20 protein-coding genes are annotated in these 23,666 nt (G+C 38.0%); 18 read left to right on the forward strand and 2 right to left on the reverse strand.

Annotated elements, in window-relative coordinates; translation table 11 throughout:
* The 18 genes from DPG01_RS05620 (at position 1) to DPG01_RS05705 (ending at position 20,306) form a co-directional block, all read left to right on the forward strand.
* Positions 1 to 600 carry a sugar transferase gene (locus DPG01_RS05620; RefSeq protein WP_086210710.1) on the forward strand — a complete coding sequence of 200 codons (600 nt, stop codon included), beginning with the start codon at positions 1 to 3 and terminating at the stop codon, positions 598 to 600.
* The gene (locus tag DPG01_RS05625; protein ID WP_004684228.1) at positions 593 to 1,249 is read left to right on the forward strand and encodes a NeuD/PglB/VioB family sugar acetyltransferase; all 657 of its coding nucleotides are present in this window, start codon (positions 593 to 595) and stop codon (positions 1,247 to 1,249) included. Before DPG01_RS05620 ends, DPG01_RS05625 begins: the two co-directional genes overlap by 8 nt.
* 18 nt (positions 1,250 to 1,267) lie before the next feature.
* Positions 1,268 to 2,443 (forward strand): DegT/DnrJ/EryC1/StrS family aminotransferase, encoded by a 1,176-nt coding sequence (locus DPG01_RS05630; RefSeq protein WP_110974438.1) that lies wholly within the window; start codon positions 1,268 to 1,270, stop codon positions 2,441 to 2,443.
* 57 nt (positions 2,444 to 2,500) lie between these two features.
* Positions 2,501 to 4,366 (forward strand): polysaccharide biosynthesis protein, encoded by a 1,866-nt coding sequence (locus tag DPG01_RS05635; RefSeq protein WP_110974439.1) that lies wholly within the window; start codon positions 2,501 to 2,503, stop codon positions 4,364 to 4,366.
* Positions 4,367 to 4,547: 181 nt separating this feature from the next.
* Complete coding sequence (gene rfbB, locus DPG01_RS05640; protein WP_110974440.1) at positions 4,548 to 5,630, forward strand: dTDP-glucose 4,6-dehydratase; 1,083 nt, start codon at positions 4,548 to 4,550, stop codon at positions 5,628 to 5,630.
* Between the two features lie 13 nt (positions 5,631 to 5,643).
* The gene (gene rfbD, locus DPG01_RS05645) at positions 5,644 to 6,552 is read left to right on the forward strand and encodes a dTDP-4-dehydrorhamnose reductase (protein WP_110974441.1); all 909 of its coding nucleotides are present in this window, start codon (positions 5,644 to 5,646) and stop codon (positions 6,550 to 6,552) included.
* Positions 6,549 to 7,439 carry a glucose-1-phosphate thymidylyltransferase RfbA gene (gene rfbA / locus DPG01_RS05650; RefSeq protein ID WP_110974442.1) on the forward strand — a complete coding sequence of 297 codons (891 nt, stop codon included), beginning with the start codon at positions 6,549 to 6,551 and terminating at the stop codon, positions 7,437 to 7,439. The genes rfbD and rfbA overlap by 4 nt, the downstream gene beginning before the upstream one ends.
* A gap of 44 nt (positions 7,440 to 7,483) precedes the next feature.
* Positions 7,484 to 8,059, forward strand: a complete 576-nt coding sequence (gene rfbC, locus DPG01_RS05655; protein WP_110974443.1) for a dTDP-4-dehydrorhamnose 3,5-epimerase — start codon at positions 7,484 to 7,486, stop codon at positions 8,057 to 8,059.
* Positions 8,060 to 8,079: 20 nt separating this feature from the next.
* Positions 8,080 to 9,345 (forward strand): oligosaccharide flippase family protein, encoded by a 1,266-nt coding sequence (locus DPG01_RS05660; protein WP_110974444.1) that lies wholly within the window; start codon positions 8,080 to 8,082, stop codon positions 9,343 to 9,345.
* Complete coding sequence (locus DPG01_RS05665) at positions 9,338 to 10,486, forward strand: O-antigen polymerase (protein WP_110974445.1); 1,149 nt, start codon at positions 9,338 to 9,340, stop codon at positions 10,484 to 10,486. Before DPG01_RS05660 ends, DPG01_RS05665 begins: the two co-directional genes overlap by 8 nt.
* Positions 10,483 to 11,373 carry a glycosyltransferase family 2 protein gene (locus DPG01_RS05670; protein WP_110974446.1) on the forward strand — a complete coding sequence of 297 codons (891 nt, stop codon included), beginning with the start codon at positions 10,483 to 10,485 and terminating at the stop codon, positions 11,371 to 11,373. The genes DPG01_RS05665 and DPG01_RS05670 overlap by 4 nt, the downstream gene beginning before the upstream one ends.
* Positions 11,366 to 12,172, forward strand: coding sequence for a glycosyltransferase family 2 protein (locus tag DPG01_RS05675; protein ID WP_110974447.1), 807 nt, complete (start codon positions 11,366 to 11,368; stop codon positions 12,170 to 12,172). Before DPG01_RS05670 ends, DPG01_RS05675 begins: the two co-directional genes overlap by 8 nt.
* Before the next feature lie 229 nt (positions 12,173 to 12,401).
* Positions 12,402 to 13,766, forward strand: coding sequence for an undecaprenyl-phosphate glucose phosphotransferase (locus DPG01_RS05680; RefSeq protein WP_110974448.1), 1,365 nt, complete (start codon positions 12,402 to 12,404; stop codon positions 13,764 to 13,766).
* Positions 13,767 to 13,894: 128 nt separating this feature from the next.
* Positions 13,895 to 14,770 (forward strand): UTP--glucose-1-phosphate uridylyltransferase GalU, encoded by an 876-nt coding sequence (gene galU / locus DPG01_RS05685; RefSeq protein WP_110974449.1) that lies wholly within the window; start codon positions 13,895 to 13,897, stop codon positions 14,768 to 14,770.
* 18 nt (positions 14,771 to 14,788) lie between these two features.
* Positions 14,789 to 16,042 (forward strand): UDP binding domain-containing protein, encoded by a 1,254-nt coding sequence (locus DPG01_RS05690; RefSeq protein WP_110974450.1) that lies wholly within the window; start codon positions 14,789 to 14,791, stop codon positions 16,040 to 16,042.
* Positions 16,042 to 17,703: a glucose-6-phosphate isomerase gene (gene pgi / locus DPG01_RS05695; protein WP_110974451.1), complete on the forward strand. Its 1,662-nt coding sequence runs from the start codon at positions 16,042 to 16,044 to the stop codon at positions 17,701 to 17,703. The genes DPG01_RS05690 and pgi overlap by 1 nt, the downstream gene beginning before the upstream one ends.
* Before the next feature lies 1 nt (position 17,704).
* Positions 17,705 to 18,727, forward strand: a complete 1,023-nt coding sequence (gene galE / locus DPG01_RS05700) for a UDP-glucose 4-epimerase GalE (RefSeq protein ID WP_110974452.1) — start codon at positions 17,705 to 17,707, stop codon at positions 18,725 to 18,727.
* 112 nt (positions 18,728 to 18,839) lie between these two features.
* Positions 18,840 to 20,306 carry a capsule assembly Wzi family protein gene (locus tag DPG01_RS05705; protein WP_171327362.1) on the forward strand — a complete coding sequence of 489 codons (1,467 nt, stop codon included), beginning with the start codon at positions 18,840 to 18,842 and terminating at the stop codon, positions 20,304 to 20,306.
* A 94-nt stretch (positions 20,307 to 20,400) separates the two neighbouring features.
* On the opposite strand, the gene DPG01_RS05710 is transcribed toward DPG01_RS05705, so the two are convergent.
* Together DPG01_RS05710 and glmS are read right to left on the reverse strand one after the other, a co-directional pair.
* Complete coding sequence (locus DPG01_RS05710) at positions 20,401 to 21,768, reverse strand: phosphomannomutase CpsG (protein WP_110974454.1); 1,368 nt, start codon at positions 21,766 to 21,768, stop codon at positions 20,401 to 20,403.
* A gap of 53 nt (positions 21,769 to 21,821) precedes the next feature.
* Positions 21,822 to 23,660 carry a glutamine--fructose-6-phosphate transaminase (isomerizing) gene (glmS, locus tag DPG01_RS05715; protein WP_086210693.1) on the reverse strand — a complete coding sequence of 613 codons (1,839 nt, stop codon included), beginning with the start codon at positions 23,658 to 23,660 and terminating at the stop codon, positions 21,822 to 21,824.
* Positions 23,661 to 23,666 lie beyond the last annotated feature (6 nt).

Consider the following 23,666-nt stretch of genomic DNA (forward strand, 5'->3'; position numbering starts at 1 on the left):
ATGCTGAAACGAATTTTAGATGTCGCGATCGCCTCAACTGCTTTGGTGCTGCTATCTCCTGTCTATGCGCTGGTGGCGTATAAAGTAAAAAAGAATTTGGGTTCTCCCGTACTTTTTCGCCAAACCCGCCCGGGTTTACATGGGCAACCGTTTGAAATGATTAAGTTTCGTAGCATGAAAGATGCACTGGATACAGCAGGCAATCCACTACCCGATAGTGAGCGTTTAACGCCCTTTGGTAAAATGCTCCGCGCCACCAGTTTGGATGAAATGCCAGAGCTATGGAATGTGATTAAAGGGGACATGAGTATCGTGGGACCACGCCCGTTGTTGATGGAATATTTGCCTTTATATAATAGCGAACAAGCCAAACGCCATGATGTACGTCCCGGCATCACGGGCTATGCGCAGGTGAATGGACGTAATGCCATCTCATGGGAAAAGAAGTTTGAACTCGACACATGGTATGTCAACAATCAGTCCTTGTGGCTCGACTTTAAAATCATGCTGAAAACCGTCAAAAAAGTACTCGCAAAAGATGATATTAGTGCCGAAGGTGATGTCACGATGCATAAATTCACAGGCAGCAAACATGACTAAGCTGTATGCCGTATATGGTGCTTCGGGGTGTGGACGTAGTTTGATGCCTGTAGCACGTCAACAATTAGCACGTCAGCAAGAGCCTGCTGAAATTGTGTTTATTGATGATGCTTTGACTGAAATTACCATAGTGAATGGTCATCGTGCCATGAACTACCCACAATTTAAAGCGGAGCCTGTATCTTTCAAAGCGGTACTGATTGCAATTGCCAACAGTCAAGTCCGTGAAAAAATTGCGCTGAAACTGGAGCAAGATGGTCTTCCATTGTGGTCAGTGCAGGCAGATAATACGCTGCTGATGGATACGGTAGAACTTGGCGCAGGTGCTGCGTTGAGTCCTTTTGTCACGATTACATCCAATATTAAAATTGGCAAATGTTTTCATGCCAACTTATATAGTTATGTCGAGCATGATTGTGTGATTGGTGATTTCGTCACGTTTGCACCGGGCGTAAAATGCAACGGTAATATTCATATAGAAGACCATGTTTATATTGGTGCAGGTGCCGTGATTAAACAAGGCACACCTGCGCAACCTTTGGTGATTGGTCGTGGTGCTGTGGTGGGTATGGGCGCTGTGGTGACCAAAAGCGTGCCTGCGGGCGTAACAGTGGTGGGAAATCCTGCCCGTATACTGACCAGTAAATGATAAATTTAGGAAAAACTCATGTTAAACACTGCATTTGAACCGTGGCCAAGTTTCACCTCAGCTGAAGCAGATGCGGTGTCAAAGGTTCTTTTATCCAATAAAGTCAATTATTGGACAGGACAAGAGTGCCGTGAGTTTGAAAAAGAATTTGCAGCATTTGCACAGACGCAGTATGCCGTCGCTGTAGCGAATGGCACAGTCGCACTGGATTTGGCCTTAAAAGCCCTTGGCGTTGGCACAGGCGATGATGTGATCGTCACTTCACGGACATTTCTTGCATCTGCCAGTTCAATTGTGACGGCTGGTGCCAATCCTGTTTTTGCCGATGTTGAACTGGATTCACAGAATATTTCACGCCGTACCATTGAAGCTGTGCTTACTCCGAAAACCAAAGCCATAATTTGTGTACATTTGGCAGGTTGGATGTGTGATATGGACCCGATCATGCAGTTGGCTGAGGAAAAAGGGATTTGGGTCATCGAAGATTGTGCTCAAGCCCATGGTGCATTCTATAAAGGTCAATCCGCAGGTTCAATTGGGCATATTGGCGCATGGTCATTTTGCCAAGACAAGATCATGACCACGGGTGGTGAAGGCGGTATGGTCACCACCAATGATGAAAATTTATGGAAAAAAATGTGGTCATATAAAGATCACGGTAAAAACTTTGACAGCATTTATAACAAACAGCACCCGCCCGGCTTTCGTTGGTTACATGACAGCTTTGGCACCAACTGGCGCATGATGGAAATGCAGGCTGTCATCGGACGCTTACAACTCCAACAAATGCCAGAATGGACGCAAGTGCGTAATGCGCATATGCGTCGCGTTTTAGCAAGTTTTGAAAATAACCCTTATTTTACTGTGCCAATGCCACCTGCGAATTATGTTCATGCGGCATATAAGGCTTATGTACAAGTGAATACAGCACAATTGCCAGAAGGTTGGTCGCGTGATCGCATTATGGCGGAAATTAATGCACTGGGTGTGCCATGCTTTAGTGGTTCATGTTCAGAAGTGTATTTAGAAAAAGCCTTCGATGGAACGCCGTGGCGTCCTGAGCAACGACTGGTTAATGCCAAAAGCTTGGGAGAAAGCAGTTTAATGTTCTTGGTACATCCGACTTTGTCCGACAGCAACATGCAAAAAACGGTGGATAGTATCCAACAGGTGATCTCACAAATCTCCATGTGAAACAGCGTATAATTTGTTATGCAACTTTTTGCCTTTATCTAAACCATTGAGCCCATCGTGAAAGACATTATCCGAGTCATTGCATCACTGCCGCGCCGTCAAAAACAAGCTGTTTTAGTGGTCATGGATATCTGTGTTTTGCCTTTGATGATGTGGCTGGTTTATGCCATTCGGCTAGCCAAACCCAATGTTCCCGTCATGGAAGGTTTAGATTTCTGGTATCTGTATGTAGGTGTTTTTGGTGTCGCAATTTTTGCCTTACTCGGCATTTATAGCGCGATTGTACGCTCCTTCAATGAAGACTATTTGCTACGGATCTCGATTGCGACATTTATTCAAATTGTTGGGTTATATGCGGTTAAGAAACTTGGTTTAGCCTTTATTCCTATGAGCATTCCGCTCATGTACGGCTTTGTGCTGTTTTCTTGGATGTGGTGGAGCCGTGCTGTGATTCGCTATGCCACACTGCGTACTTTTGTGAAAAAGCAAAACCGTAAGCGTGTCGCGATTTATGGTGCAGGGCTTGCGGGGCAGCAAATTGCGGCCGCATTATATCGCTCGGATGACTATTTGCCCGTCTGTTTTATTGATGATAAAGCTTCGCTACAAGGGCAGTCTTTAAGCGGACTAAAAATCTTTTCACCGAAAAAGGCACTCGGAGCATTTCGTAAGTTTCACATCGAAGAAATATTACTGGCTATGCCATCTGTAAGTCGTACACGTAAAAAAGCAATTATTGAGTCTTTTGAACCGTCTAATGTCAAAATTATGGAACTGCCTGGTGTCACCCAACTGGTAGGTGGCCGCGTTCAAGTCTCTGACATCAGAGAAGTCGACATTATTGACTTACTAGGGCGTGATCCAGTACCACCAAAGTTAGCGCTTTTAGAAAAAAATATTAAAAATAAAGTGGTGATGGTAACTGGTGCAGGTGGATCAATTGGTTCAGAACTTTGCCGTCAGATCGTGAAGCATCAACCCAAATGCCTTGTTTTATTTGAAATGTCTGAATTTGCACTGTATTCCATTGATCGCGAATTACAAAACGCAGGTGTAGAAGTAGTGCCTATACTAGGTTCTGTGACTCACCAAATAAAATTGGAACGTATATTGCAAGAGCATGCTGTGCAAACGGTTTACCATGCAGCAGCTTATAAGCATGTGCCCTTGGTTGAGGCCAATCCGTTTGAAGGGATCTATAATACTTCAATTGGTACGGCCCGTAGTGTTGATGCCGCTGTGGCTCAAGGGGTTGAAACCTTTGTCTTGATTTCTACGGACAAAGCTGTACGTCCAACCAATGTCATGGGTGCATCGAAACGGATGGCAGAATTGTATTGTCAAGGTTTAGCTGCCACAAAACCGCAAACACAAATCAGTATAGTGCGTTTTGGTAATGTATTAGGTTCATCAGGTTCTGTCGTTCCTTTGTTTAAAAAACAGATTGAAAAAGGTGGACCTGTTACAGTAACGCATCCTGAGGTGACTCGTTATTTTATGACCATTCCTGAGGCTGCGCAGTTGGTGATTCAGGCGGGGGCAATGGGAACAGGCGGAGATGTTTTTCTACTGGATATGGGTGAACCCGTTAAAATTGTTGATTTGGCTAAACAGATGATCCGTCTAAGTGGGTTTAAACCTATAGATGAAAAAGGTCTAGGTGATATTGCACTTCAGTTTACTGGACTGCGTCCAGGTGAAAAACTATATGAAGAGCTACTCATCGAATCTGAAAATGTTAGCAAAACTGATCATGAACGAATTTTAAAATCGTATGAGCATTTTTATTTTTTTGATCAAATTAACAGCGTATTTTTGCAGTTATCTGATTTATCTGAACAAGGAGATAATCAGGCAAAAATTAAAAATATCTTACAAACCTATGTAGAGGGTTACAAAACCAAAGATTTGCACAAGAATTGATATATTTTATTGATGTTCATTTGATAAAGCCTAACGTGTTCAATTAAACTATTTATACAATTCATTCACATATTTTGAATAAAATACTGAAATAGTTTTAGAATAAAGAAACATCTTATTTATCTATAGATAACCTAAAATTATTTTGCTATCAATCAATTTAAATTAAGAGCAGGAAAATATGAAATTATTGGTAACAGGCGGTGCTGGTTTTATTGGTTCAGCAGTCGTTCGCCATATTATTCAAAATACACCCCATCAGGTACTCAATGTTGATAAACTCACTTATGCGGGTAATTTAGAATCGTTGGCATTGGTTGAAAATAATGAGCGTTATCAATTTTCCCAAACTGATATTTGTGATCGCATTGCATTAGATCAATTATTTGAAAGTTTTCAACCAGATGCTGTGATGCATTTGGCTGCTGAATCGCATGTTGACCGTTCAATTACAGGCCCTGCTGCATTTGTTGAAACCAATATTATTGGAACATACCAGTTGTTGGAGGCTGCTCGTCATTATTGGAACGGTTTAAGCGAAGATAAAAAGCAAGCATTTCGTTTCCACCACATTTCAACGGATGAGGTTTATGGTGACTTAGAAGGTACAGATGACTTGTTCCTTGAGACAACACCGTATGCTCCAAGTTCACCATATTCAGCAAGTAAGGCTAGTTCAGATCATTTGGTTCGTGCATGGCACCGAACCTATGGTTTACCTGTCGTTTTAACCAATTGCTCAAACAACTATGGCCCTTATCATTTCCCAGAAAAGCTGATTCCATTAATTATTTTGAATGCCCTCAATGGCAAAGCATTACCTGTATATGGTAATGGGCATCAAATTCGTGATTGGCTATTTGTAGAAGACCATGCACGTGCTTTATATAAAGTGGTTACTGAGGCTGCTGTTGGTGAAACTTATAATATTGGCGGTCATAACGAACAAAAGAATATTGATGTTGTTAAAGCCATTTGCACATTGTTAGAAGAACTTGCACCAAATAAACCAAATGGTGTGGCTCGTTATGAAGACTTGATTACTTATGTGACAGATCGCCCTGGTCACGATTTACGCTATGCAATTGATGCAAGCAAAATTCAAAAAGACCTTGGTTGGGTGCCTGAAGAAAGTTTTGAAACGGGTTTAAGAAAAACCGTTGAGTGGTATTTGAATAACCAAGCGTGGGTTCAACATATTCAAAGTGGTGAATATCAAAATTGGATCAATCAACAGTATCAGGTTGCAGAAGAAACAAATTAAGTTGCGTAATACTATGAAAATACTGTTGTTAGGAAAAAATGGCCAAGTGGGGTGGGAGTTACAGCGTGCACTCCAACCACTTGGAGAGGTGATTGCTTTAGATCGTCAAACAAACCCTGAGGGTTGGTGTGGTGATGTTGCAAACTTTGCAGAAATCTCAAAAGCCTTTGAACAAATTCGCCCAGATATTGTTGTGAATGCAAGCGCTTATACTGCTGTAGATAAGGCGGAGTCTGATGCTGAACAGGCACATCTTATCAATGCTTTAGCGGTTAAACATTTGGCTGAGGAATGTCAAAAGCATAGTGCATTGTTGATCCATTATTCAACAGACTATGTGTTTGATGGCACAGGTGTTTTGGCATGGAAAGAGGATGACCAAACTGCCCCAGTTAATTTGTATGGTCAAACTAAACGAGATGGTGAGCTTGCTTTAGAGCAAAGCGGAGTTCCATTTCTGAATTTCCGTACCTGTTGGGTCTATGCGGCGCGAGGAAATAATTTCATTAAGACCATGCTCAAATTGGCGCAAATGAAAGAAGAGCTGAATATCATCCAAGATCAAGTTGGTGTACCTACTGGGGCAGCACTGATTGCAGATGTCACGGCTCAAGCTATTCGCTATTATACTTTACAGTCGGATGAACAAAAAATACTGTTGCACGGTCATTACCATTTAGCGCCTACAGGTGAAACAACATGGTATGATTATGCACAATTTGTGTTTGCACAGGCACGTGAACATAATCAACCACTGATTTTAAAACAAGTGAATCCAATAGAAACACAAGCTTACCCAACACCAGCAAAGCGCCCTTTAAATTCACGTTTAAATACAGATAAGTTACAACAAAATTTTAAATTACACCTGCCACATTGGCAGCAAGGTGTAGCACAAGTATTAGAGGAACTTCTTCCATGAGTCAAATAAAACGCAAAGGCATTATTCTTGCGGGTGGGTCAGGTACACGTTTGTATCCAATTACTATGGGAACGTCAAAACAGTTACTCCCAATTTATGATAAGCCTATGATTTATTATCCTTTATCAGTTCTGATGCTGGCAGGGATTAATGAAGTTTTGATTATTTCGACACCAGAAGATTTACCTAATTTTGAAAAACTTTTAGGTACAGGTGAAGAGCTCGGAATTAAACTTTCTTATAAAGTCCAACCATCACCAGATGGTCTTGCTCAAGCCTTTATTTTAGGGGAAGAGTTTATTGGTGAGGATAATGTTTGTCTGATTTTGGGCGATAACATTTTCTATGGTCAACACTTTAGTGAGCAACTCAAACGTGCAGCGTCACAAGTTAGTGGTGCAACAGTCTTTGGTTATTATGTAAATGATCCTGAACGTTTTGGTGTAGTTGACTTTGACGCAGAAGGAAAGGCTCTCAGTATTGAAGAAAAGCCTGAACAACCAAAATCAAACTACGCGGTAACGGGTTTATATTTCTATGATAATAAAGTGGTTGAAATTGCTAAAAATATTCAGCCATCGCACCGTGGTGAGTTAGAAATTACGGATGTCAATAATGTTTATTTACAGCAAAACGAGTTGAATGTTGAAGTGCTTGGCCGTGGTTTTGCGTGGTTAGACACAGGTACGCATGACTCATTGCTCGAAGCAAGTCAGTTTGTACAAACCATTGAACACCGTCAGGGTTTGAAAGTGGCGAGTTTGGAAGAAATTTCTTTCAACAATAGATGGATCAATGCCGATCAGCTCAAAGCGCGTGGTGAGTTCTTTAAAAAGACGGGCTATGGTCAGTACTTGCTTAAATTGCTTAAAGAGCATCAAGCATAAGCATTGCTAGAAAAAAAAAGACTAGATAAAACTGAGTGATACGAATGAATATTATTGAAACAAAAATTAATGGCCTACTTATACTTGAACCACGTGTGTTTGGTGATGATCGTGGTTGGTTTATGGAAAGTTTTAATCAAAAAAACTTTGAACAGGCTCTAACAGAGCGCGGTCTTGAGGTTCCAAATTTTGTTCAGGATAATCATTCGTACTCTCAAAAAGGTGTACTGAGAGGGTTGCATTACCAGCTGAATCCACATGCTCAGGGCAAATTGGTGCGTGTAGTACAAGGCCGTGCTTGGGATGTAGCTGTTGATATTCGCCAAGATTCACCTACATTTGGTCAATGGGTCGGTGTAGAACTTACTGGTGAAAACCACAAGCAGTTCTGGATTCCAGCAGGTTTTGCACACGGCTTTATTGCTTTGGAGGATAATACGCAGTTTTTATACAAAACGACAAACTATTATTCTAAAGAGTGTGAAAGAAGCATCGTTTGGGATGATGCCGATATTGCAATTGAATGGCCTGTTGAAAGTGGTTTGGAGTTAAAGTTAACCGATAAGGATAAGTTTGCTCCGACGCTAAAAGATGCAGAAAATAACAAAGCATTATTTTAGATTAATATTGTAGCATCACAATGATTGAAAATAACGTAAAAAAGGAAACGTTGTATCTTTACCTTATACAAGTTTCTAATTTTCTAATTCCATTATTAACCTTTCCTTACTTGGCAGCAAAATTAGGTGTGGAGAGTTTTGGGAAAATAGGTTTTGCAACAACGCTATTTTTTTTATTTACATTTATTGTTGATTTTGGATTTATTCTATCTGGCGCTAAAAGTATTAGTCTTAATAAAGAGAGTAATGATATTTCAGATGTTATATATACAAATATTCAATTTTCTAAAACTATAATTTTTACATTATTGTTAGTAATCTCAAGTGTAATTATATTTTTTATAGATATTAATAAATTGGATTTTTATATAATTTTTTTGTGTTTGTTATTCTCGTTTACTTCAATATTAACTCCCGCATACTTGTTTAACGGTTTAGGGAAGAATTCAGTTCTCGCAGCTGTAACTGTTATAGTTAGACTGTTGTTTATTATTCCAATTTTTTTCTTGGTAGATGATGCTGGAGATATATGGTATGCAATTTTCTTACAGCTATTACCTTATGTAATCATAGGATTGTTAATACAATCTATAATTAGAAAGAATAGAATAATTAATTTTAAGTTTAGTTTAATTAATAAAGAGATAGCAATAAAAGAAACTAGAGAAAGTTTCGAAAATTTTATAGCATCCTTTTTCACATTAGGATTTACTTATTTGACTCCTCTAGTCGTAAAAGGAGTGTTTGGTGATTATGCTTTAGGTTTGTACACTCTAATTGAACGACTTATATCTGCATTAAGGCAAATGTATGTACCAATAAATCAAAGTTTTTTCTCTAAGGTTTGTGTGATTTATGAATATGAAGATAAAAGAGAATATGTAGCATATATAAAACTAATATTTAAAATTTTTATTTCTATAGGGTTTTTAGTAATTCTACTAAATAATTTAATTGGGGAGTATATTTTGAGTTATTTATTTCCAAAATATGAAATATTTAATCTTCTTAATTTAGCAATAATAATGCAATTTTTTATTTCTATTGCATCTATTCTTGTTAATTTCGTAATTATACCAAGTGGAAATAGTAAGTTTCTTAAATATATATATATGTTAGCATCTATAATATATGTTCCTTTGATTTTTACATTAATATTATGTTTTGAATTCTTAGGAGTTTTTTTATCTATGCTAATAATTGAAATTTTCATTCTTATTCTTTTATTCTCTGTAGCATATTTTAAAGTTTACGGTAATTTTAAAGGTGGATTTGATAATGATTAAATATATTTTTAATCCATTTTTTATTTATTCTTCTGTATTTGTCTTCATTATTTTAATTTATCCGTTACAATGGTCAGATATACAGCCGAAGTTGTCGGGTAATTTAACATTATTTATATTATCAACAGTTGTAATTAGCTTTTTTCTTTCTTTAATATTTAGAAGTAATTTTAAAAATATTTCTCTGGAAAGTATTAAGTATAAGAATCATTTTGTTTGGGTTTTTTCTGTAGTTGGTGTGGCTTTAGAATTCTTATATGCAAAGGGAATACCTCTCATTAAAGTTATGAAAGGAGAATTTCACGATTATTTTGCATTTGGTATACCAACTTTCCATGCAATATTTCTGCCATATCTAATATCTATTGGGTTAATTTCATTTTATAATTATTTGGCTAGCAGAAATAGAAGTGATCTATTTCTATATTTATTCTCTATATTATTTTGTGTTTTAATTATAAATAGAGGAGCTGTGATATTTATATTATTTAGTAGTTTGGTTATTCACTTCTTATTAAAAAATAATCTTACTCCTAAGAAAGTTATTTTAACTATAATAGGAAGTGTAATCACATTATATTTGTTTGGAGTGGTTGGAAACTACCGAATGGTCTCAAGCGGATATCAAGGTAACGATATTATTCTTACAGTAGGTCAGGCAAATTCGAATTTTTATCAATCTAATGTACCTACAGAGTTTTTTTGGTCATATTTGTATTTAGTAACCCCCTTCTCTAATTTACAATATCAGGTTAATAATATTCCAAGTAACGTTGACATTGAGAATGCTTTTAAATATCACATTTTAATTGATTTTCTTCAAAAGAGAATTTTCCCTGATAATCAACAGCAAACAATGCTGTTGCAGGAAGAATTTAATGTTTCAACTATGTATGGTGATGTTGTACAAGTCGCAGGAATACCTGGTGCTATGGTATTATTTATATGGTATATACTAGTTGTCTTTGTTGTCACAAAGCTTACACCTTCTAAATATAAGATCATTGTCATTGGGATTTTATGTTGTATTTCTGTTTTACAGTGTTTTACTAATATTATGGTTGTAGCAGGGTATGGTTTGCCTCCAGTGTTAATTGCTCTTCTCTCAAGATTTAAATTTGCAAATAATAGGATTATATGAATATAGTTGCAGTAATTGTTACCTACAACCCGAATATTGATTGTCTGAGAGTGCTATTAGACAATCTTAATAATAGTTGTGTAAGTATAATAATAGTTGATAATTATTCTACAAATGAAGCATTTAAAAACACAGCATTTAAGAGTAATGTTGAGCTGTTAAGCTTGAGCAAAAATCAAGGAATTGCCTTTGCTCAAAATGTAGGAATAGAAAAGGCTATTAAAATTGATGCAGACTATATCCTTTTCTTTGATCAAGATAGTAATGTAAGTAATCATTTTGTAGATGATTTAATGAGTGACTATCGAAAGATATATGCTAATCATGAGAAAATTGCTGCTATTGGCCCTAGATTTGTAGATGAAAGTAAAGGTTTTTATTTTCCAGCATTAAGATTTAATAAGTACGGTCTTATTGATAAGATTTCTGTAGAAAATATTTCTACCCCAATTGAGGTTAGTTTTTTAATATCATCTGGTACTTTAATTTCTGTAGAGACACTGAAAGATATCGGGTTGATGAAAGAGGAATTTTTTATTGACTATGTCGATACAGAGTGGTGTTTTAGAGCTTTAAGTAAAGGCTATAAATTATATATGTCAGAAAAGGCTGTTATGAGACATAGTGTTGGAGATGATACGATTAATTTGTTAAACTTTAAAATTCCAGTTCATTCAGGTTATAGAAGATACTATCGGGTTCGTAACTTGTTTTTCATGTGGAAAATGCCTTATATTCCAAAAATTCTGACTTCAAAACTAATGATCACTAACTTTGCTATTCAAATACTTTTATTTCTGTTGAAAGACAAAAAAATTGATTATATCAAATATTATTTTAAAGCAATTAAAGATGGGATAAATCAAAGTAGAGATTATCATGTTTAATATAAAAATATTTGCTTCTATCGTAGTATATAAACATTCTTATCAAGATTTAAAACTTACTTTAGATAGTCTATTGGCAGTATCTTTTATTCAAAAAGTAATATTGGTCGATAATGATAGTAGTGATTGGGCGGCTTCATTTAATCATCCTCGTGTAACTTATCTCAAGTCCGAAGGAAACTTTGGATTTGGTTATGGGCATAATTATGCAATTAAGCGATTTGCAGCGCAGTCTGATTACTTTTTAATCTGTAATCCAGATATTGTCTTTGACTCATCTGAATTTGAAAAATTATTAAACTTTGTTCAAACACGTGAAGAAGCTCTCTTTTTACCTAAAATTATATATGAGACTGGTGAAAACCAATATGGTGCTCGACTACTTCCATCTCCTTTAAATTTATTTGCTCGTCGTTTTTCTCCAAAATTTGCAGAACAACTCGATGAAAACTATTTGCTGAAAAATTTTAACCTTTCCAAACCTATCTTTGCTCCCTATATTCATGGTTGTTTTATGCTCTTTAAGTCTAAAGCATTAATTGAATTAAACGGATTCGATGAGCGTTTTTTCATGTATATGGAAGATGTTGATCTATCACGTCGCTGTGCTGAAAAATTTGGTAATGTTTACTATCCTCTTGTGCAAGTAGTGCACGCACATGAGCAAGGGTCTTATAAAAATCCTATATTATTAAAAGCGCACTTAAAGAGTGCATGGCAATATTTTTGGAAATGGGGATGGTGTTACGATAGTGGACGCAGAAGAATGAATTCAAGATGTTTTGAGCAACTAAAGTGAATACTACTATAAATAGTAGCTATTGGTTTCAAAATTTAGTACTTAATTTATACAAACTGCTCTTTGAGAAACTTAAATTCTTGGTATAGTGGTAAATGTAAATAATATCATTTTAATTATAGGGTTGGGGTAACTTCTTGTGTCTCATAAGAACGAGCTTTTCAACTAATTTACACTTTATAAAAGATTGACTTTTATTAAGCCTGGAAAAACAAAATATAGGCAAAAAATGGCTTCAAGGTTACATGCATCATATGTGTCAATATTACAACGTTTTTGTGATGTTGTAGCAATTTATTTGGGTTTTTATTTTATTTCTAAAATAAATAATATTCCTGTAGATAATAGAACGCTTTTAATGTTTTTGAGTGTGGTCAGTTTATTTCAGCTCATTGGTGGCTTGACTGATTTTTATCGCTCATGGCGTGGTGTTAGCCTATTTAATGAATTAATTTTTTGTCTTAAAAATATTCTATTAAGTGTTGTTTTGGTGAGCCCAGTTCTTTTTCTTTTAGGGAAAATAAATCTACAGATTGTTATATCTTACTTTATTTGTGTCATTTTTATTATGTCTGCGCTGCGCGTTTTTATTCGATTGGCATATGCATTATTTTTTAAATATTTTATTCGCGCAAATGATGTCCTGATATTGGGTAATACAGACAAAGCGTTGAAGCTTTTTCAAGACTTAAAGCACTCAGAGTGGACGGGTTTTAACCCAATAGGTGTGTTCTCATTTAGACAGGACTATGACCGCTTTGTTTATTCTGGTGGACTTGATGATGCGATGGAGATTGTTCACAAACAAAAAATTAATAAGGTTTATGTGGTGATCAATCAAGATAATATTGAACAAGCGGATCAAGTTATTAAGTCTTTAGCAGATACTACATGTTCAACAGTAATTATTCCTGAGTTGTTCTCGCATGACTTTTTATACTCGCGTGTTGAAGATATTAATGGTACGCCGATCATTCCAATTATAGATACTCGTTTAACAGGTATTAATACTTTACTGAAGCGCATTGAAGATATTTGTTTTGCACTGGTTATTTTACTGTTGATTTCTCCAATTTTAATTGGTATTTCAATTGCTATTAAATTGACATCTAAAGGTCCGGTTTTCTTTAAGCAGACGCGTTATGGTTTAAATGGAAAGCCGATCTTAGTTTACAAATTTAGAAGTATGAATGTCATGGAAAATGGAACTAAAGTAACTCAGGCCATTAAAAATGACCCTCGGTTGACCCCAATAGGTGGCTTTTTAAGACGGACATCTTTAGATGAACTACCGCAATTTTTTAACGTTTTATTAGGCAGTATGTCTGTTGTAGGTCCGCGTCCACATGCAGCAGCGCACAATGAAGAATATCGCAAACTAATCACGGGCTACATGCTTAGACATAAAGTGAAGCCTGGTATTACGGGCTTAGCACAGATTCGTGGGTGGCGTGGGGAAACAGATACTTTGGATAAGATGGAAAAGCGTGTTGAATGTGACTTGGAATATATCCGAACGTGGAGTCTTCTATTGGATATTAAAATTATATTTTTAACGGTGTTTAAGGGTTTCATTAATAAAGCTGCATATTAAATATTTGTGTTTTCAATATTTGATACGTTTATACAAACTTTGGGTTGTTTGCACTATTTTTAAACATTTTGAAATAAAAAATAGTGTAGTGTTAATAAATAATTTTTTGATGAAAAAGTGTAACTTCGATGATTAAAAAAGCGATTCTTCCTGTGGCTGGACTAGGTACCCGATTCTTGCCTGCAAGTAAAGCGATTCCTAAAGAAATGGTTACTGTGGTAGACCGCCCAGCAATTGAGTATGTCATCAAAGAAGCAGTAGCTGCTGGGATCGAGCAAATCATTTTAGTCACACATTCATCGAAAGCATCTATAGAAAACTACTTTGATCGTAACTTTGAATTAGAAACGACATTAGAACAAAAAAAGAAGTTTGATTTACTTAAAGAAATTACCGACATTTTACCTGCAAGTGTAAGTGTTGTTAGTGTACGCCAACCACAACCTTTAGGGCTTGGCCATGCTGTTCTTTGTGCTAAATCTATTGTTGGTGATGATGATTTTGCTGTGCTCCTGCCTGATGTCTTGGTTAAAGATAGTGATACGCGCAACGATTTAAGCTTAATGATTGAGCGCTACAATGTTTCAAAAGCGGCACAGATTATGGTTGAATCCGTTCCAGATAGCATGGTGGATCAATATGGTATAGTCGATGTTGCTGAAACTCCTGCAGAGGGCGAAAGCATCATTATGCAGGGGATTGTAGAAAAACCAGCTATTGGGACTGCACCGTCAAATTTATCTGTTGTTGGGCGTTATGTATTGCCTGCCAAAATCATGACTTTACTAGAACAAACACCGAAAGGTGCAGGGAATGAAATTCAACTGACAGATGCGATTGCAATGTTGCAGCAGTCTGAACCTGTTGAAGCCTATCGTATGAAAGGGCGTACTTTTGACTGTGGTAGCAAAATTGGCTATTTGAAAGCAGTTTTACGTTATGGTGTTGACCATCCCAAGTTAGGTGATGAGTTTAAAGCACTGATTAAAGAGTTAGAGTTATAAAAAAAAGAGGGATGAGCCATGAAAATCGCAATGTTTGGTACAACGCTGTATGCGGGTGTTATCTCATCATTACTTGCAGAGAGTGGACATCAGGTCTTTATTTGTAATGATTTACAAGACCATACAGCGCTATTCAACCTTAGAGACCAAGATGTAGTGCGTTCTTTGGAGAAACAGCACAAAAGTGGCTTTCTAAGCTATTGTGATTTTGCAGCCCTACCTTTAGACATAGATGCTTATTTTTTTAGTTTTAATCCAGCTCAAGAGGGGGAGGCACTTGGTGTTGCTAAGCAACTAAAAATGCGTACGATTATTCATCCGAAATTGATGATTAATGCCTCTACGTTTGGTCTTAACGGTACTGAAAAATTAAAAGCCGTATTAACAGACGATCATTGGGTCTATTTTCCCGATATTATTCAAGAAGGTCAGGCTTTTAAAAGTGTGACGAGTGCTTCTAAGGTGATTATTGGCTGTGCCGATCAACAAGCACAGGATCATTTAGAAGAAATGTTACGCCCAATTTTTCCCCGACCTCAGCAATATTTGTTTATGCCAGTTTTAGATGCTGAATTTACCAAACTCAGTATTTCAGGCATGTTGGCAACGCGCATTAGTTATGTCAATGATCTAGCTGCGGTTGCCGAGAAATTAGGTATTGATATTGCCCATGTTCGTGATGGGATGGCTGCGGATAGCCGTATAGGGGAATCATATTTGTATTCTGGAGCGGGGTTTGGTGGAGAAAATTTTTCACATGATATTTTGACTCTATCAAATACCATCAGTAATACAGGAACAAAAAGTCAACTTCTGGGACAAGTTTGGGATATTAATGAGCAGCAAAAGGAGTTTCTATTCCGTAAGCTGTGGAATTATTATCATGGAAATTTAGCTGGAAAAACCATTGCAATTTGGGGGGCTGCTTTTAAGCAACATACCTCAAGTACCAGTTTTTCACCTATTCATCCGATGCTTGCCGCACTGTGGGCACAAGGTGTGACGGTTCGTTTGCATGATCCACAGGCCTTAGAAGAAATACACACAATTTATGGTGAACGTGATAATTTAATTTTATGTGAAGATCAGTATGACGCGGTGAATCAGGCACACGGTTTATGTGTTCTAACTGCATGGAAGCAATATTGGTCACTTGATTATACGCAATTAAAACTTAAATTAGCCCATCCTTTGATTTTGGATGGACGTAATATTTATCAACCTGATTATGTTAAAAGTCAGGGTTTTGCATATATGGGAGTAGGAAGATAATGATAAATTTAACTATTTTTCCTAAAAAAACGCTAGCAACAACACTTGAACATTTACAACACTTAAGTAAAACCATTGGCCAGAAGCACTTAAATACTTTTTTTGCCGAAGATGACCAAAGATTTAAGCATTTTTCTGTTCAATATGATGAAATCACTTTTGATTTTAGTAAGCATCGTGTTGATGAGTCTGTAATCAGTGCATTGATTGATTTTGTACAAGTTCGGGATCTTCCCACTTGGACGAAACGTTTATTTTCAGAAGAAGAAATTAACTATACAGAACAGCGTGCAGCTATGCATTGGGCGCTTCGTTTACCGAAACATGATGAGCAGCATCCTAAATTAGCAGGCAAAGTACATGAGCAATTAGAGCGAATGTATGCATTGGTTGAGAAAATTCATGCGGGCCAGTACCGTGGTGCAACGGGTGAAGTTATACAAGATGTGGTCAATATTGGTGTGGGTGGGTCTGATCTAGGGCCATTAATGGTGAGTCACGCTCTGTCTGATTTTAAAGTCAATACAGTCAAACCACTGAAAATGCATTTCGTATCTACCATGGATGGTAGCCAACTTTCAGATTTACTGCATCAATTACGCCCAGAAACGACATTATTTATTATTTCATCAAAGTCTTTTGGAACGATTGATACGCTTTATAATGCGCAAACTGCACGCCAATGGCTTGAAAAGCAATTGGGCCAATCAGAAGCGGTAGATCAGCATCATTTTATTGGCGTATCAACTAAGCCAGAGAAAATGACGGAATGGGGTATAGCAAGCCATAATCAGTTTTTACTCTGGGACTGGGTCGGCGGTCGTTACTCTTTATGGTCGTGTATTGGTTTGCCGATTGCATTAAATATCGGTGTACATGGTTTTAAGCGCTTACTTGCAGGTGCTCATGCAATTGATGAGCATTTCCAAAATGCCCCTTTACGCCAGAATATTCCTGTTCTTATGGGTATTTTAGGGATATGGAATCATAACTTCTTAGGAATTCAGACGCAGGCTATTTTACCTTATGATGGTCGTTTAAAGTATTTTTCGGCATATCTACAACAGCTTGAGATGGAGTCAAATGGTAAGTCGATTCAGCGTAATGGTCAAAAAGTTGAATTAGAGACATGTCCTATCGTTTGGGGTGAAGTGGGTCCAAATGCACAGCATGCTTTTTATCAGTTGTTACACCAAGGTGCGCATAAAGTGAGCTGTGAGTTTATTGCACCCGTTAATCGTTATGCTGCGAACCAATTTACCTATGTAAAAAATGCCAATGCATTGATTGATCAACACCATTTAGCGCTATCAAACTGTTTGGCTCAGTCTCGACTATTGGCCTTTGGTAATCAGGCACTTGATGCTGAAGAGGTGGCGGGTCTAGAGAATTATCAAAAATATGAGGGTAATCAGCCCAGTACAACCATTTTGCTTAAAGAACTGAATCCTTATACATTAGGTATGTTGGTTGCGTTGTATGAACATAAAGTATTTGTGCAATCTGTACTTTGGAATATCAATGCTTTTGACCAATGGGGAGTTGAAAAAGGTAAACAAATTGCGAATCAAGTACTTCCAATTTTGACTGGTACAGAAAAAGATTATGTTGATTTTGATAGCTCTACCCGTGGTCTATTAGATATTTTACTTGGAAAATAAAATGGCAAAAATATTAGTCACTGGTGGGGCTGGTTATATTGGTTCACATACTTGTTTGGAATTATTGAATGCTCAACATGAAGTTGTTGTCTTAGATAATTTATCAAACAGCTCGGAAGTGTCATTATCGAGAGTTCAAGTTTTAGCAAATAAAAGTTTAACTTTTATCCAAGGTGATATTCGCGATGCGCAGATTTTAGATCAGATCTTTGCACAGCATCAGATTGATGCGGTCATCCATTTTGCTGGTTTAAAAGCAGTTGGCGAAAGTCAGGTCATTCCACATGCTTACTTTGACCATAATGTTGCAGGCTCGATTAATCTTGTTCAAGCGATGATTCGTGCCAAAGTGTTTAAATTGGTCTTTAGTTCATCAGCAACAGTTTATGATGAAAAAAATTTATCACCGTTAAGTGAAGATATGCCAACAGGAATGCCAAGCAATAATTATGGCTATACCAAGTTGATCGTTGAGCAAATGTTACAAAAGCTTGCCGAGTCAAACGCTATTTGGTCCATTGCTTTACTGCGTTATTTTAATCCTGTTGGCGCACATAAAAGTGGCCAAATTGGAGAGGATCCACATGGGATTCCAAATAATTTAATGCCATTTGTGACTCAGGTTGCAGTAGGGCGACGTGAAAAGTTGTCAATATTTGGTCATGATTACGATACCCCAGATGGTACAGGGGTGCGGGATTATATTCATGTTGTTGATTTGGCTTGTGCACATGTGTTGGCGATTCAGAACAGGCTGAATGATACAGGCTGCCGTGTTTGGAATATTGGTACAGGCAATGGGATTTCTGTACAGCAAATCAAGGATACCTTTGAGAAAGTCAATAATGTGCGTATTCCCTTTGAGTACGCACCACGTCGGGCAGGGGATGTTGCAACAACGTTTGCTGATAATGCTCGGGCGGTTGCTGAATTAGGTTGGCAGCCAAAATTTGGGTTAGAAGATATGCTGGTTGATAGCTGGAACTGGCAAAAGCAAAACCCAAATGGTTTTATGCAGGACTGATACAATATTTTAAAACTCTGTCATGTATTGATTATGCAAACAATCATGTATTTATTCCCTTATTTTAAAAAACATCGCTATGATGTTTTTTAAAAATGAACTTAGATGAAGAATATTTATGAGATATCAAAGTATTAGATTTTTGTCACTTGCGGTTTTATCTGCACTTTCTTTGCCAGCAATTGCACAAGGAATTGTTTTAAATAATGAAGACTTACGAACTGATTTAAATTGGTTAAATCAACAAGGTGTGATTCAAATTAGCACGTCTACATGGCCTTTAAGTGGTGATGAAATACAACGTGCTTTATCTAATGCAAAGATTGATAATCAAGTTCAGCAGCAAGTCTTGGACTCCGTGCAAGCTGCTTTAAGTGCGGAAAATACAACGGCCAAAGCCAGTTTATATGCTGAATCTGATCCCCAAAATGTACCGCAACATTTTGCAGATGAACAAAAATCACAATATCAAGCGGCTGTTGAGTTCAATGCTGGTGGGGCGCAGTGGGATGCAAGACTGCGTGTTAATGCTGAAAAAGACCCTATTATTGATAATGGGCATGATGTGAATGTTGAAGGGTCATATTTAGCTGGAAAGTTGTGGAATCAATGGTTGATTGCAGGGCAAATTCCGACCTATTGGGGGCCTGGACATGATGGTAGTCTAATTCGAGGGGATGCAAGTCGTCCAGTATACGGTTTTACAATGCAACGCGCTGAGCAAAAGGCATTTGAAACGAAATGGCTGTCTTGGATTGGCCCTTGGCAGTATCAAGTTTTTGCTGGCCGATTAGATGATTATGAGGCCGTGCCAAATACAAATCTCTTGGGAATGCGTTTAACAGCCCAACCTTTACCTTATCTTGAATTGGGTGCATCACGTACATTCCAAATAGATGGTCAAGGTCAACCTGATAGTTTCAAAGCCTATTGGAATGCTTTTATTGGTAAAGATAACGAATGTGATGATAGTGGGTGTACTGGAGAGGGAAATGCCTCAAACCAAATTGCAGGCCTAGATGCGCGTTTAAATCTACAACAATGGTTTAAAGTTCCATTGAGTTTGTATGGGCAGTTTGTCGGTGAAGATGAATCAGGTTTACTGCCATCTCGGAAAATGTATTTGGCAGGACTCGATTATTCCTCACAAGTGAAGAATATGCCGTTCCAGCTTTATACTGAATGGGCAGATACACGTACCAATGGTGATGTTTGGGGTTATTCATATAATCATCATAATTATACGGATGGTTACTACCAACATGGATTCCCTTTAGGTCACGCTATGGGCGGTGATGGTCAGATGTATAGTTTAGGTGGAGATATTCGTTTCGATAAAATGAATCGTTTAAATGGTCGCATCTTGTTGGCAAAAGTGAATCAGTCAGGACTTGAAATCAATCATGCTTTTCCACAAAAAGATGAAATCAAAGCTCTGGATTTAACGTGGACACATTATCTTCGTCCGAATACGCCGTTGAAATTAAGTGGTTGGGTCAGTGACTCTGACGTGTATGGTGGAGATAGCGGCGTGTCTTTAGGGGTTGAAATTCCTTTGGATCGCTCTTTATTTTACTAAGTTAAAAAGACTTTCTTGAAAAATTATCTATATATGAACCATTCAAACGATGTTAAATCGTTTGAATGGTTTTTTATTTGTGGCTAACTATTGCTTAAGCTTGGATAAGTTGGGTCAACTGATCGACATAGACTTGTATTGCTTCAGGGTTTTTACTTGCATCACTTTCAATGTTTAAGCGTAATAGTGGTTCAGTATTTGAAGCCCGTACATTTAGACGCCAAATACCAAAATCTAAACTCACGCCATCAGTTTGATCAATCACTGGATTTTGGTCAGCAAAATGATCAAAGATCTTTTGAATGGTGACTTGTGTATCGGCAACTTTGAAGTTAATTTCACCTGAGCACGGGAATTTTGCAATCATATCCTCAACCAATGAAGATAAAGATTGACCTGTTTCAGAGAGTACAGAAACAGCCAATAACCACGGAATCATTCCACTATCACAGTAAGCAAAATCACGGAAGTAATGGTGGGCACTCATTTCACCACCATATACAGCATTGTGCTCACGCATTACATCTTTAATGAATGCATGGCCTGATTTAGATTGGACAGCGATCCCTTGATGTTTCTCAACAATATCTAATGTATTCCAGGTTAAACGAGGGTCATGCACAATCTTTTCACCCGCTTGTTTGAGTAGAAAGGCTTGTGCTAAGAGGCCAACAATATAATAACCTTCAATGAATTGGCCTTTTTCATCAAACAAGAAACAACGGTCAAAGTCCCCATCCCAAGCAATCCCCATATCTGCACCGTGCTTAAGTACTGCTTGGCTGGTACTATCACGGTTTTCGATTAAAATAGGGTTAGGGATTCCATTTGGGAAATTGCCATCAGCCTCATGGTGGATTTTGATGAACTCGACTGGGATATTTAATGCTTTAAATTTTTCTTCTATCGCATCAATTACATGCCCTGCTGCACCATTACCTGCATTGGTGACAAGTTTCATTGGGCGAATCTTAGTCGGGTCAATGTAGGTCATGAGGTGATCTACAAATTCAGGTAGGATATTGTATTTTTCTACAAGCCCCTTTTGAGTAGCGTCGATAAAGTTGCCTGATTCAGCAAGCGCTTGAATCTCTTTTAAACCTGTATCCGCACTAATTGGTCGTGAGTTCTCGCGAACCAGTTTCATCCCATTGTAATCCATAGGGTTATGGCTGGCCGTTACTTCAATACCACCTTGGACATCTAAATGGAATGCGCCAAAGTAAACTTCTTCTGTACCTGTCATACCCAGATCAAGAACATTTACGCCTGCATCATTTAAACCCTGAATGGTTGCTTGTTTAAGGCTTTCACTGGTTAGACGAACATCGGCACCAATCACAACTGTTTTTGGTTGATAAATTTGCCCATAAGCACGACCAATTTTATATGCAATATCTTCATTGAGTTCTGTGCCAAGCTTTCCACGGATGTCGTAGGCTTTGAAGCAGGTTAAAGTCATTTTATTACCCTATTTAAAAATGAAAGGGCTGGAAGTCAGCCCTTTAAACGTTATTATTCAACAGTTACGGATTTAGCTAAGTTTCGAGGCTGATCGACATCGGTTCCTCGAAGTACGGCAACATGATAGGACAAGAGCTGCACAGGAACGCTATAAACAATCGGAGCTAATACAGGGCTGATGCTTGGCACATAGACCACATGTTGGCGGTCTTTGGCTTGGATGCCACTGTTTTCATCGGCAAAGACAAAGAGTTCCCCGCCACGCGCTTGGACTTCTTCCATATTGGATTTGAGTTTATCGAGCATGTCATCTTGCGGTGCGAGAATGACCACTGGCATCTCATTATCAACTAAAGCGAGTGGGCCGTGTTTAAGTTCGCCAGCTGCATAGCCTTCTGCATGAATATAAGAAATTTCTTTTAGTTTCAATGCACCTTCGAGTGCAATAGGGAAGTGAGTCCCACGACCAAGGAACAAGCAATGCTGTTTCTCTACAAATAGTTCAGAGAGGCGGAGAATTTCAGCGTCGTTCCGTAAAGTATCTAAAATGACTTTAGGTAAGTGCCAAAGTCCAGCGGTAATCTCAGCCACCTGTTGTGTAGAGATACGATTTTTAATCGTACCTATTTTGAGTACCAACAACATAAGCGCTGCGAGCTGCGTGGTAAATGCTTTGGTGGATGCAACACCAATTTCAGGACCTGCCAGAGTTAATAAGCTATGGTTGGTTTCACGTACCATGGAAGATGTTGCGACATTGCAAATGGTCATCGTAATGATGTCTAAGCCTTTTGCTGTAGCACGCTTTTGAGTATCGCGCAGGGCAGCTAAAGTATCTGCTGTTTCACCGGACTGAGAAATACAGACATATAGGGTATTATTGACAATCACTGGTGTACGATAGCGAAATTCACTCGCGATTTCCACTTGGCAAGGCAGATCAATGAGCTGTTCAAACCAATATTTTGCAATCATACCCGCATGGTAACTGGTACCACAGGCAATGATTTGGATTTGCTGAATTTGAGATAAATCTGCAACAGCATTCGCAAGGAAATCTTCACGTAGGGCATTGCCATTTAAGGCTTGTGAAATGGTTTGTTGAATCGCTTCAGGTTGCTCATAAATTTCTTTGAGCATGTAGTGTTTATATTCGCCTTTTGATGCATTGCTGACGGTCGCATCTAACTCTTTTACTGGGCGATGAACCAATTGACCATCAACAAAGATTTCAATGCTATTACGAGTGAGACGCGCAATATCACCTTCTTCGAGATAAATAAATCGGTTGGTAATCGGAAGCAGCGCCAATTGGTCTGAGCTGATAAAGTTTTCACCAATACCTACGCCAATGACCAAAGGTGAACCTTCACGCACGGTAATCAGTTCATCTGGATAATCAGTATGTACGATACCGAGAGCATAAGCTCCTTTAAGCTGTGGCACGACTTGTTTGACTGCTTCAAGTAAACTTGGCGTTGACTTCAATGCATCATGAATCAGGTGGGCAACCACTTCGGTATCGGTCTGAGAGGTAAATACATACCCCCGTGCTTCAAGATCATCTTTAAGTTCTTGATAGTTTTCAATAATGCCATTGTGTACGATAGCAACGTTGCCTGAAATATGCGGATGTGCATTGTTTTCAGTTGGTTTGCCATGGGTTGCCCAGCGAGTATGTGCAATCCCTAATGAACCGATAATCTGTGATTCTTCAACCGCACCACCCAGATTGGCTACTTTACCGACACGACGTTCACGTAGAACATGGCCTTGGTTAATGAGAGCTAAGCCCGCAGAGTCGTAACCACGATATTCTAGACGCTTTAAACCTTCGATGAGGATATTACTAATATTACGTTCTGCAACGCCACCGACGATACCACACATAACAAA

Origin of the sequence: Acinetobacter sp. WCHAc060042, from assembly GCF_003231195.1 — a bacterium.
GTDB lineage: Bacteria > Pseudomonadota > Gammaproteobacteria > Pseudomonadales > Moraxellaceae > Acinetobacter.

Coding starts and splice junctions, on each gene's coding strand:
- DPG01_RS05620 (WP_086210710.1), top strand. CDS start 1: ATGCTGAAACGAATTTTAGATGTCGCGATCGCCTCAACTGCTTTGGTG.
- DPG01_RS05625 (WP_004684228.1), top strand. CDS start 593: ATGACTAAGCTGTATGCCGTATATGGTGCTTCGGGGTGTGGACGTAGT.
- DPG01_RS05630 (WP_110974438.1), top strand. CDS start 1,268: ATGTTAAACACTGCATTTGAACCGTGGCCAAGTTTCACCTCAGCTGAA.
- rfbB (WP_110974440.1), top strand. CDS start 4,548: ATGAAATTATTGGTAACAGGCGGTGCTGGTTTTATTGGTTCAGCAGTC.
- rfbD (WP_110974441.1), top strand. CDS start 5,644: ATGAAAATACTGTTGTTAGGAAAAAATGGCCAAGTGGGGTGGGAGTTA.
- rfbA (WP_110974442.1), top strand. CDS start 6,549: ATGAGTCAAATAAAACGCAAAGGCATTATTCTTGCGGGTGGGTCAGGT.
- rfbC (WP_110974443.1), top strand. CDS start 7,484: ATGAATATTATTGAAACAAAAATTAATGGCCTACTTATACTTGAACCA.
- DPG01_RS05660 (WP_110974444.1), top strand. CDS start 8,080: ATGATTGAAAATAACGTAAAAAAGGAAACGTTGTATCTTTACCTTATA.
- DPG01_RS05665 (WP_110974445.1), top strand. CDS start 9,338: ATGATTAAATATATTTTTAATCCATTTTTTATTTATTCTTCTGTATTT.
- DPG01_RS05670 (WP_110974446.1), top strand. CDS start 10,483: ATGAATATAGTTGCAGTAATTGTTACCTACAACCCGAATATTGATTGT.
- DPG01_RS05675 (WP_110974447.1), top strand. CDS start 11,366: ATGTTTAATATAAAAATATTTGCTTCTATCGTAGTATATAAACATTCT.
- DPG01_RS05680 (WP_110974448.1), top strand. CDS start 12,402: ATGGCTTCAAGGTTACATGCATCATATGTGTCAATATTACAACGTTTT.
- galU (WP_110974449.1), top strand. CDS start 13,895: ATGATTAAAAAAGCGATTCTTCCTGTGGCTGGACTAGGTACCCGATTC.
- DPG01_RS05690 (WP_110974450.1), top strand. CDS start 14,789: ATGAAAATCGCAATGTTTGGTACAACGCTGTATGCGGGTGTTATCTCA.
- pgi (WP_110974451.1), top strand. CDS start 16,042: ATGATAAATTTAACTATTTTTCCTAAAAAAACGCTAGCAACAACACTT.
- galE (WP_110974452.1), top strand. CDS start 17,705: ATGGCAAAAATATTAGTCACTGGTGGGGCTGGTTATATTGGTTCACAT.
- DPG01_RS05710 (WP_110974454.1), bottom strand. CDS start 21,768: ATGACTTTAACCTGCTTCAAAGCCTACGACATCCGTGGAAAGCTTGGC.
- glmS (WP_086210693.1), bottom strand. CDS start 23,660: ATGTGTGGTATCGTCGGTGGCGTTGCAGAACGTAATATTAGTAATATC.